The sequence below is a fragment of the Streptomyces sp. H27-H1 genome, assembly GCF_026627445.1.
In the GTDB taxonomy this organism is placed as follows: Bacteria; Actinomycetota; Actinomycetes; order Streptomycetales; family Streptomycetaceae; genus Streptomyces.
On record NZ_JAPNLJ010000005.1, the window covers coordinates 304642 to 314855 of the forward strand.

The following is a 10214-nucleotide window of genomic DNA, read 5'->3' on the forward strand; positions in this document are numbered from 1 at the left end:
AGGACGGCCACCCGCCCGGCCCGTCTACTCCGCCGAGGCGCCCGCGAGGGTCTCCAGACCCGACCCGGCGGACCAGCGGGTTCCGGTCCCGCGGACCATGACCTCGCGCACGTCGTCCAGGACCTCCTCATGGCCGACCGCCCGGCGGATCACCACGTGCAGCCGGTCCTCGGACAGTTCCTCGACCTTGCCGTCGCCCCACTCCACGACGACGACGGACTCGGGCAGCGAGACGTCGAGGTCGAGGTCCTCCATCTCGTCCAGCCCGCCGCCCAGCCGGTACGCGTCCACGTGCACCAGCGCCGGACCGCCGGTCAGCGAGGGGTGGACCCGGGCGATCACGAAGGTCGGCGAGGTCACGGCCCCCCGCACGCCCAGCCCCTCGCCGAGGCCGCGGGTCAGGGTGGTCTTCCCGGCGCCGAGCTCCCCGGTCAGCAGGACGAGGTCGCCGGGGCGCAGCAGCCCGGCGATCCGGCGTCCGAGGTCCTGCATGGCATCGGGCGAGCCGACGGTGAGTTGCGTTTCGGCGTCAGGCCCCGGAGCCCGGTCCTGCGCCTGGCTGCGCGGTGCTTCCCGCGGTACTTCTTCCATGCTCGCCAACGTTAGCCGCTGCGGACACCGTTCCGGTGCGCGCGAGCAGCCCGGTGAGCAGCGCGGTCACGGTGTCCGGGTGCTCCAGCATCATCAGGTGCCCGGCGGACTCCAGGACGACCAGCTCCACGGAGGGCAGCGCCTCCTTGATGGCCTGGCTGTGCTCGGGCGGGGTGACCATGTCGCGATCCCCGGCGATGACCGTGACGGGGATGTCCGCGAACCGCTGGAGCACGGCCGTCTTGTCGTGCGTCTGGAAGGCCGGGTAGAACTCGGCGACCACGTCGATGGGCGTGGCCTCGATGAGCCGCTCGGCGAAGCGGGCGACACCCGGATCGACGTCGCGGGAGGCGAAGGAGTACATCTTCACCATGCCGGCGAACAGGTCGGCGGTGGCCCGCCGGCCCTTTTCCACCAGCTCCACCTGGGAGCCGAGCGCCTTGAGCACCCCGGGCAGCAGGCGTCGTACCGCCCCGAAGCCCAGGGCGGGCAGCCCGTAGGTGACCTCGCCCAGCCGGCCGCTGGAGGTGCCGACCAGCGCCACCCCGGCCACTCGGTCCCGGATGAGGTCGGGGAACTCCTGGGCCAGGCCCATGATGGTCATACCGCCCATCGAGTGGCCGACCAGGATCAGCGGGCCCTCGGGGGCGGCTGCGTCGATGACGGCCTTCAGGTCGCGGCCGAGCTGTTCGAAGGTGACGGGCTCGCCGTCGGCCTGGGAGACGCCGCGCTGGCTGCGGCCGTGGCTGCGCTGATCCCAGTACACGGCGCGCACCAGGCCGCGCAGGGCCGCGCGCTGGAAGTGCCAGGAGTCCTGCGCGAGGCAGTAGCCGTGGCAGAACACCACGGTCGGCCGGGGCGGCGCCTTGCGGCGCAGCCGGCGGCGCTTGCCCTCCTCGGGCAGCTCGTCGACCTCGTAGTAGAGCGCGGTGCCGTCCTCGGCCCGTGCGGTGCCGGGGGCGCCGCGCAGGGATCCGTAGTCTCCGGTCGCGTCGAGCGCGAGCCGTGCCTTCACACGCAGGCCGCGGCCGACGGTGATCCGTTCGACCGCGACACCGGCCGCCGCTCCGGCGGCTATCACGCCGATGGCGGCGCCCGCCCAGCCCGCCTTGCGCCAGTTCTCGCTCACGCCGTCCTCATTCAGCCGTTGAGGTACACGCGGGGGACCCGGCCCCCGATACGGGTGACGATCTCATAGCCGATCGTGTGTGCCGCTCGAGCCCAGTCCTCGGCGGTGGGTTCACCGCGCTCCGCGTCCCCGAAGATGACGGCCTCGTCGCCGACCTCGGCGTGGCCTCCGTCCAGATCGACCACGAACTGGTCCATGGCGACGCGCCCGGCGACGTGCCGGATGCGGCCGCCGACGAGCACCGGGCCGAGCCCGGACGCCTGCCGCGGGATGCCGTCGGCGTAGCCCGCCGGGATCAGCGCGAGGGTGGTCTCCCGCTCGGTGACGTAGTGGTGGCCGTAGCTGACCCCGTGCCCGGCCGGCACGGTCTTGACCAGCGCGACGCAGGCCTTGAGCGCCATCGCGGGGCGCAGGCCCAGCTGGGCGGGGGTGCCCAGCTCGGGCGCGGGCGAGACCCCGTAGACGGCCAGGCCGCAGCGGACCAGGTCGAAGTGGGCCTCGGGGAGGGTGAGCGTGGCCGGAGAGTTGGCGATGTGCCGGACCTCGGGCTCGACGCCCTCCTTCTCCGCGTAGCCGAGCATGTCGCGGAAGGCGGTGAGCTGGAGCTGGATGGAGGGGTGGCCGGGCTCGTCGGCGCAGGCGAAGTGCGACCAGACGCCGGTGACCTTGACGGTCCCCTCGGACTGGGCGGCGACGGCCGCGCCCACCAGGGCCTCCCAGTCGGCGGGCTGGCAGCCGCCCCGGCCGAGACCCGTGTCGGCCTTGAGCTGGATCCGCGCGGTCAGGCCGGCGGCGCGGGCGGCCTCCCGTACCTCGTCGAGGGCCCACATCGCGCTGACGGACACGTCGATACCGGCCTCGACGGCCTCCCGCCAAGGACCACCGGGGGTCCACAGCCAGCACAGGACGGGGCCTTCGATCCCGGCGGCGCGCAGCGCGAGGGCCTCCTCGGGCGTGGCGGTCCCCAGCCAGCTCGCACCGGCCTCCTGGGCGGCCTTGGCGCAGGCCACGGCGCCGTGCCCGTAGGCGTCCGCCTTGACTACGGCCATCAGCCCGGACCGGGGCGCCCGCTCACGCAGTGCGCGCACGTTCGCCCGGACGGCGTCTAGATCGATCTCGGCGTACACGCGCGTGGGTGTCTCGTTCATCCCCACCAGTCTCTCAGAGCTCCGGCGGGCGGGCTGAACAGGCAGGGCCCGGAGGATCGCCTCCGCACCCGCTCCCCTTCCGGTCCCTCCTCCGGAACACCGGCGAAGCGGTGGAGGCGGCACGGCCGGGCAAATCCAGCCCCGCCGGCGCTCGAGGCGCGGGGGGTCCGGGGGCCGGCCCCCGGGAGCGGCGCCGCACGATCGCACCCGAGGTCCCGCCAGGCCTGGCGGGGCCCGGGGGCGAGCCCCGTAGAGGGGACCCCGAGGTCACGGGTGCCGGACCTCGCGCCAAGCGGCGGGCAGGGCCTCCGCCAACTGCTGGGCCAGGAGCGGGCCACCGCTGAGCCGGGCCGCCAGCCCGTGGAGGTACGCCGCCACGGACGCGGCGTCCCCGGCCCCCAGACCACCCGCCAGGAGGGACCCGCCCAGCCCGGCCAGCACGTCCCCGCTCCCGGCGGTGGCCAGCCACGGGCTCCCCGTCGGGTTCACCCGGACCGCCCCCGCCGCGCCGGAGGCGACCAGCGTCGTCGACCCCTTCAGCAGCACCGTCGCCCCGTACCGGGACACCAGCTCCCGCACGGCCCCCAGCCGCCCCGCCTCGACGGCCTCCCGGGCGACCCCGAGCAGCGCCGCCGCCTCCCCCGCGTGCGGGGTCAGCAGGGTCGGAGCCGCCCGGGCCCGCAGCTCCCCGGGGTCCAGGCCGCGGAGCCCGTCCGCGTCCACGAGTACCGGTACCGGCTGCGAGAGCGCCTCCCGTGCCTCCGGGCCGCCCTCGTCGCCCAGCCCCGGCCCGACCACCCACGCCTGGACCCGGCCGGCCCCGATGAGCGTCTCCGGGTACCGGGCCAGTACGGCGTCCGCCACCGCCCGCGGCCCTACGTAGCGCACCGCGCCCGCACCGCCCCGCAGCGCCCCTGCCACCGCGAGCACGGCCGCGCCCGGGTAGCGCGCGGATCCGGCGACGATCCCGACCACGCCGCGCCGGTACTTGTCGCTCGTCGCCGTCGGCTCCGGCAGCAGCCCCGCCACGTCGGCGTGTTGCAGGGCCTCCACCGCGGGCTCGGGCAGCACCTCGCCCAGCCCGATGTCCACCAGGCTCAGCGCGCCCGTCCGCGAGGCACCCGGGTCGATCAGCAGCCCCGGCTTGTACGCCCCGAAGGTCACCGTCACGTCGGCGGTCACGGCCGCTCCGGCCACCTCCCCGGTGTCCGCGTCCACCCCGCTCGGCAGATCCACGGCGACCACCACCGCGCCGGCCGGGATCCGCTCCACGAGCGCGGCCGCGGCCGGCCGCAGTGCGCCCCGGCCGCCGATGCCGACCAGCCCGTCGAGCACCAGGTCGGCCCGCTGCGGTACGTCCTGGGCGAGGCGGCCGCCGGCGGCCCGCAGCGCGGCCAGTCCGCCCGCGTGCACCCGCGCCGGATCCATGGCGACGGCCGTCACCCCGGCCCCGCGCCGGGCCAGCCGCGCGCCCGCGTACAGGGTGTCGCCGCCGTTGTCCCCCGGGCCGACCAGCAGCACCACGCGGGCCCCGTAGACGCGGGGCAGCAGCCGGACGCAGACGGCGGCCAGTCCGGCCGCCGCCCGCTGCATCAGGGCGCCTTCGGGCAGCCGGCCCATCAGCTCGCGTTCGGCGGCCCGTACGGTCTCCACGCTGTAAGCAGTACGCATGTCACCAGCGTGCCCGACGCGGACGGCGCGGGCCCTGCTCCCCGGCCGCCTACCCCTCGGCGATCACCACGGCGGAGGCGATGCCCGCGTCGTGGCTGAGCGAGATGTGCCAGGACTTCACGCCCAGCGCCTGCGCCCGCGCCAGGACCGTGCCGGACACCCGCAGCCTCGGCTGTCCGGTGCCCTCCACGTACACCTCGGCGTCGGTCCAGAGCAGTCCGCGGGGCGCGCCGAGCGCTTTGGCGAGCGCCTCCTTGGCGGCGAACCGGGCGGCGAGCGAGGCCGTCCCGCGCCGCTCGCCGCTCGGCAGGGTCAGCTCGGCGTCGAGGAACAGCCGCCCGGCCAGGCCCGGCGTGCGCTCCATGGCCGCACCGAACCGCTCGATCTCCGCCACATCGATCCCGACGCCGATAATCACAACAACAGCTCCAGCTACGCCACTACTACTCCACGGTCACGGACTTGGCGAGGTTACGCGGCTGGTCCACCTCGTTGCCCCGCGCCGTCGCCAGCTCGCACGCGAACACCTGCAGCGGCACGGTGGCCACCAGCGGCTGGAGCAGGGTCGGGGTGACCGGGATGCGGATGAGGTGGTCGGCGTACGGGACCACCGCCTCGTCACCCTCCTCGGCGATCACGATGGTCCGCGCCCCGCGCGCCCGGATCTCCTGAATGTTGGAAACGATCTTGTCGTGCAGCACCGAACGCCCGCGCGGCGACGGTACGACGACCACCACCGGCAGGTCCTTCTCGATCAGCGCGATCGGCCCGTGCTTGAGCTCGCCCGCCGCGAAGCCCTCGGCGTGCATGTACGCCAGCTCCTTGAGCTTGAGCGCGCCCTCCAGCGCCACCGGGTAGCCGACGTGGCGTCCCAGGAACAGCACGGTGTTCTTGTCGGCGAGCGACCGGGCGAGCGCCCGTACCGGCTCCATGGTCCCCAGTACGGTCTCCACGGCCGCGGCGATGTCCGACAGCTCCCGGATCACGGAGCGGATCTCGTCGCCCCACTTCGTGCCCCGTACCTGGCCGAGGTAGAGGGCGACCAGGTAGCAGGCCACCAGCTGTGTCAGGAACGCCTTCGTGGAAGCAACGGCGATCTCGGGTCCGGCGTGCGTGTACAGCACGGCGTCCGACTCGCGCGGGATCGTCGAGCCGTTCGTATTGCAGATGGCCAGCACCTTCGCACCCTGCTCGCGGGCGTGGCGCAGCGCCATCAGGGTGTCCATCGTCTCGCCGGACTGCGAGATGGCGATGACCAGTGTCCGCTGGTCCAGGATCGGGTCGCGGTAGCGGAACTCGCTGGCCAGCTCCGTCTCGCACGGGATGCGGGTCCAGTGCTCGATGGCCAACTTCGCGATCATGCCCGCGTGGTACGCCGTGCCGCAGGCCACGATCACGACCTTGTCGACCTCGCGGAGGACCGAGTCGGGGATGCGCACCTCGTCGAGGGTCAGCAGGCCGTTCGCGTCGATCCTGCCCAGGAGGGTGTCGGCGACGGCCTTCGGCTGCTCGGCGATCTCCTTGAGCATGAAGTAGTCGTAGCCCCCCTTCTCGGCCGCCGAGGCGTCCCAGTCCACGTGGTAGGCCCGCACGCTCGCGGGCGAACCGTCGAAGTTGGTCACCGTGACACCGTCGCGGCGCAGCTCGACGACCTGGTCCTGCCCCAGCTCGATCGCGGACCGCGTGTGGGCGATGAACGCGGACACGTCCGAGGCTAGGAAGTTCTCGCCCTCCCCCACACCCACCACGAGCGGCGAGTTCCGGCGCGCGCCGACCACCACGTCCGGCTGGTCGGCGTGCACGGCGACCAGCGTGAACGCCCCGTCGAGCTGCCGGCACACCTGCCGCATCGCCTCCGTCAGGTTCCCGCCGGCGCCTTCGAACCGCTCGGCCAGCAGGTGCGCCACGACCTCGGTGTCCGTCTCGGACTCCAGCCGGTGCCCGCGCTCGGCGAGCTCGGCGCGCAGCGCGGCGAAGTTCTCGATGATCCCGTTGTGTACGACGGCCACGCGCCCCGAATTGTCGAGGTGCGGGTGGGCGTTGACGTCGGTGGGCCCCCCGTGGGTGGCCCACCGGGTGTGCCCGAGCCCCGTGGAACCGGCCGGCAACGGGTGCCCGACCAGCTCCTTCTCCAGATTGACCAGCTTGCCGGCCTTCTTGACGGCGGCGAGCGATCCGTCGGCGAGCACGGCCACACCCGCCGAGTCGTAGCCGCGGTACTCCAGCCGCTTGAGTCCGGCAATGACCACATCGAGCGCCGACTGCGCTCCCACGTAACCCACGATTCCGCACATAAGCCGCAGGGTACGCCGTAGTTGGCTCCGGGCCCGGTACCTGAACAAGACGAAAAACCCGCCCCGGCGAAGTGCCGGGGCGGGTGTGACGCGCATTCGAGGAAACGGTCAGCCGAGCTTCTTCAACTGGGCCGCGACCAGGGCCGTCGGCTGCTCGGCCTTGCCGGTCAGGCTCAGCGCGGAGAAGACGGCGAGCGTGTTGGCCTTGCGCACGACCACGACCTGCGTGGACAGCATCTCGCCGTCGGCGTCGTGCTCGATCGTGTAGGCGAGCGCTTCGTCCCCGCCGGTGACAGGGGTACCGTCGGCGACCTTGGTGACCTTGGCCGTCTCGCCCGCCTGGGTGATCGTGTAGCCGCCGGCGCAGGCGCTGCCCGCGCTCTTGAGCGAGGCGAAGGCCTCCTGCGCGCCCTTGCCCTCGTACGACTCCAGGGTGACCGAGGTGGCGGTCGAACCGAGTGCGTCCATCGCCGCCTTCGCCTTCTCCTCCACGCTCGCCCCCTCGGCCGGCTGCTTCGGCTTGGCGACGGCCTTGACGCGTGCGGTACCGGTGGCGGCGCCGATCGCGGTCACGGACTGCGCCTTGGCCAGCGGAAGGCACGCGGCCTTGTCGCTCGCGGACCCTGCACCGGCCGCGACCTCCTCCGCCGTGACGGCCTGGAGGACGTGGTCGGGAAGGTCGGCCTGCGCCACGATCACGCCGCCGAGCTCGGCGTCGGTCCTGCCCTTGGCCGCCGGGGCCGCCGGAGCCGAAGCGGACGGCTTCGCGTCGGCCTTGTCGGAGCCGCCGCACGCGGTGGCGAGCAGGGCCAGGGACACGGCCGAGGCGCCGAGGACGGTACGGCGGACGAATGCGCTGCGCATGCTGGTGATTCCCCCCACAGGAAAGATCTACGGAACGGCAGCACGCCGAGGCGCCCCGAACCGGGGACGCGTGGTGAGCTGCGATGATCATCACGCTACGGGGCTCCGGGCCACAGCGCACGCACGTTTCACCCGCCGCACACATCGTGATCGCCACGAGACCGCAGGGGCCTCCAATCGATACCGTCCGGCGCACAACCCCACCCACCCCGGGCCATAAGACCCCCCTCCACGTGACCGACCACACCACCCACGGCGGCCCATCACCCCCGACAATGGCCGTGTGATCTCTTCGCCGCCACGAAGCACGCCGGACCGCGCAACGAAGCGCTCCGACGGATCGGAGCCCGCTACGCCCCCCGAGCACGCAGCGCACCCCACGCGCCGCCGGGGCCACGAGGCCTCCCCCTACGTCGATCTCACCCGCGCCGAGTGGAGCGCTCTGCGCGAGCGCACCCCACTCCCGCTGACGGCCGACGAGGTCGAGCGGCTGCGCGGACTGGGCGACGTCATCGACCTCGACGAGGTGCGCGACGTCTACCTGCCGCTTTCCCGCCTGCTGAACCTGTACGTCGGCGCCACCAGCAACCTGCGGGGCACCCTCAACACCTTCCTCGGCGACGCCGGCAACGGCCACGGCGCCCAGCAGGGCACCCCGTTCGTCATAGGGGTCGCCGGCTCGGTGGCCGTCGGCAAGTCCACCGTGGCCCGTCTCCTCCAGGCCCTCCTGGCCCGCTGGCCGGAGCACCCGCGCGTGGAGCTGGTCACCACCGACGGCTTCCTCTACCCGATGAAGGAGCTCCAGCGGCGCGGGCTGACCGCCCGCAAGGGCTTCCCCGAGTCCTACGACCGCCGGGCGCTGACCCGTTTCGTCGCCGACATCAAGGCGGGCAAGGACGAGGTCACGGCCCCCGTCTACTCCCACCTGATCTACGACATCGTCCCCGGCGAGCAGCTCGTCGTACGCCGTCCCGACATCCTGATCGTCGAGGGGCTCAACGTCCTGCAGCCGGCCCTGCCCGGCAACGACGGCCGCACCCGCGTGGGCCTCGCCGACTACTTCGACTTCAGCGTGTACGTGGACGCCCGCCCCGAGGACATCGAGCGCTGGTACCTCAACCGGTTCCGCAAGCTGCGCGAGACGGCGTTCCAGAACCCCTTCTCCTACTTCCGCAAGTACACCCAGGTCTCCGAGGAGGAGGCACTGGAGTACGCGCAGACGATGTGGCGGACCATCAACCGGCCCAACCTGCTGGAGAACGTGGCCCCGACCCGCGGCCGCGCCACCCTCGTCGTCCGCAAGGGCCCGGACCACAAGGTGCAGAAGCTGAGTCTGCGCAAGCTCTGAGGACCGCCGGAAGCTAGGGTTCGGCCATGCTGCATCTACGGATGATCATTCCGTCGGACCGGACGGACGCCGCGGTCCGGATCATCGAGGGGACGGTCGGCACCACCCATCTGGCGGTGCTGCCCGGCGCCGCCCGCGTCCCCCGGGGCGACATCGTGCTGTGCGACGTCGCGCGCGAGGCGGGGGACGAGCTCCTGCAGGAGCTCCGGGAGCTCGGCATCGACAAGGACGGCTCCATCTCGGTCGAGAACATCGACCTCTCCCTCTCCGACCGCGCCGACCGGGCGGAGGAGGAGGCCCCGGGCGAGGCCGCCGACGCCGTCCTGTGGGAGCAGCTGAGCGAGGCGACCCACGAGGAGTCCACTCTCAGCATCACCTACAGCGCCTTCATGATCATCGCGACGATGATCGCGGCCTGCGGTGTCGTCCTGGACAACGCCATCCTGATCGTGGGCGCGATGGCGGTCGGCCCGGAGTTCGGACCGCTCGCCGGCGTCTGTACCGGCCTGGTGAAGCGCACCCCCAGGCTGGCCGCCCGCTCGCTGTTCGCCCTGCTGGTCGGCTTCGCCGCCGCGATGGCCGCGACCACCGTCTTCAGCCTGGCCATGGACGCGCTCGGGCTGTTCCACGGGGGCATGCTGGACAAGCCCCGCCCCAACACCAGCTTCATCTGGCAGCCGGACCTGTTCTCGTTCGTCGTGGCGCTGCTCGCCGGCGTGGCCGGAGTGCTCTCCCTGACCTCGGCGAAGTCCGGCGCGCTGGTCGGCGTCGCGATCTCCGTGACCACGGTCCCGGCGGCCGCCAACGCGGCCGTGGCGCTCAGCTACGGCAAGTTCGGCCAGATGTGGGGCTCGATGGAGCAGCTGCTGCTGAACCTGTTCGGAATCATGCTGGCCGGCGTACTGACCCTGCTCTGCCAAAAACTCCTGTGGCGCACCCAGCGCGGCCACTGGCGGCGCACGTCACCCAAGACCTGAGCCCAAGCCCTGAGCCCAAGTCCTGCGCCCGGCACCGGAGTCCGGGCTCCACTCCCCCACAACGCCACCGGCCCCGGCGAAGGCCTCGGGCGAGACGCGGGCGGCAGCGCCGTGCGCCTCGTCCAGGACGATCTTGAGCCCGTCGAGGCGGTTGGGCAGGACACCCATGAGGTGGGCGACGTACTTGTCGAA

At 72.9% G+C, this 10214-nt stretch carries 9 protein-coding genes and 1 pseudogene; 2 read left to right on the forward strand and 8 right to left on the reverse strand.

Features of this window, described 5'->3' with window-relative positions:
* Nucleotides 1-24: 24 nt before the first annotated feature.
* From tsaE to OTB20_RS07780, 7 genes are all read right to left on the reverse strand, one after another.
* Nucleotides 25-591: a tRNA (adenosine(37)-N6)-threonylcarbamoyltransferase complex ATPase subunit type 1 TsaE gene (tsaE, locus tag OTB20_RS07750; RefSeq protein WP_267815834.1), complete on the reverse strand. Its 567-nt coding sequence runs from the start codon at nucleotides 589-591 to the stop codon at nucleotides 25-27.
* On the reverse strand, nucleotides 530-1720 hold the full coding sequence (locus OTB20_RS07755) for an alpha/beta fold hydrolase (RefSeq protein ID WP_267815835.1): 1191 nt from the start codon (nucleotides 1718-1720) through the stop codon (nucleotides 530-532). Before OTB20_RS07755 ends, tsaE begins: the two co-directional genes overlap by 62 nt.
* 11 nt (nucleotides 1721-1731) lie before the next feature.
* The gene (alr, locus tag OTB20_RS07760; RefSeq protein ID WP_267815836.1) at nucleotides 1732-2868 is read right to left on the reverse strand and encodes an alanine racemase; all 1137 of its coding nucleotides are present in this window, start codon (nucleotides 2866-2868) and stop codon (nucleotides 1732-1734) included.
* Between the two features lie 267 nt (nucleotides 2869-3135).
* Nucleotides 3136-4539, reverse strand: coding sequence for an NAD(P)H-hydrate dehydratase (locus tag OTB20_RS07765; protein WP_267815837.1), 1404 nt, complete (start codon nucleotides 4537-4539; stop codon nucleotides 3136-3138).
* A gap of 49 nt (nucleotides 4540-4588) precedes the next feature.
* Nucleotides 4589-4957 carry a holo-ACP synthase gene (locus OTB20_RS07770; protein ID WP_267751549.1) on the reverse strand — a complete coding sequence of 123 codons (369 nt, stop codon included), beginning with the start codon at nucleotides 4955-4957 and terminating at the stop codon, nucleotides 4589-4591.
* A 25-nt stretch (nucleotides 4958-4982) separates the two neighbouring features.
* The gene (glmS, locus tag OTB20_RS07775) at nucleotides 4983-6833 is read right to left on the reverse strand and encodes a glutamine--fructose-6-phosphate transaminase (isomerizing) (protein ID WP_267815838.1); all 1851 of its coding nucleotides are present in this window, start codon (nucleotides 6831-6833) and stop codon (nucleotides 4983-4985) included.
* Between the two features lie 108 nt (nucleotides 6834-6941).
* Nucleotides 6942-7697 (reverse strand): hypothetical protein, encoded by a 756-nt coding sequence (locus tag OTB20_RS07780; RefSeq protein WP_267815839.1) that lies wholly within the window; start codon nucleotides 7695-7697, stop codon nucleotides 6942-6944.
* 283 nt (nucleotides 7698-7980) lie between these two features.
* Here OTB20_RS07780 and coaA point away from each other — a divergent pair, with 283 nt between their 5' ends.
* On the forward strand, nucleotides 7981-9045 hold the full coding sequence (gene coaA, locus OTB20_RS07785; protein ID WP_267815840.1) for a type I pantothenate kinase: 1065 nt from the start codon (nucleotides 7981-7983) through the stop codon (nucleotides 9043-9045).
* 26 nt (nucleotides 9046-9071) lie between these two features.
* Nucleotides 9072-10022, forward strand: a complete 951-nt coding sequence (locus tag OTB20_RS07790) for a DUF389 domain-containing protein (protein ID WP_267815841.1) — start codon at nucleotides 9072-9074, stop codon at nucleotides 10020-10022.
* Between the two features lie 57 nt (nucleotides 10023-10079).
* On the opposite strand, the pseudogene OTB20_RS07795 reads toward OTB20_RS07790, so the two are convergent.
* Nucleotides 10080-10214 (reverse strand): annotated as a pseudogene (locus tag OTB20_RS07795) (phosphoglucosamine mutase); the annotation flags it as partial.

Coding starts and splice junctions, on each gene's coding strand:
- tsaE (WP_267815834.1), bottom strand. CDS start 591: ATGGAAGAAGTACCGCGGGAAGCACCGCGCAGCCAGGCGCAGGACCGG.
- alr (WP_267815836.1), bottom strand. CDS start 2,868: ATGAACGAGACACCCACGCGCGTGTACGCCGAGATCGATCTAGACGCC.
- OTB20_RS07765 (WP_267815837.1), bottom strand. CDS start 4,539: ATGCGTACTGCTTACAGCGTGGAGACCGTACGGGCCGCCGAACGCGAG.
- glmS (WP_267815838.1), bottom strand. CDS start 6,833: ATGTGCGGAATCGTGGGTTACGTGGGAGCGCAGTCGGCGCTCGATGTG.
- OTB20_RS07780 (WP_267815839.1), bottom strand. CDS start 7,697: ATGCGCAGCGCATTCGTCCGCCGTACCGTCCTCGGCGCCTCGGCCGTG.
- OTB20_RS07790 (WP_267815841.1), top strand. CDS start 9,072: ATGCTGCATCTACGGATGATCATTCCGTCGGACCGGACGGACGCCGCG.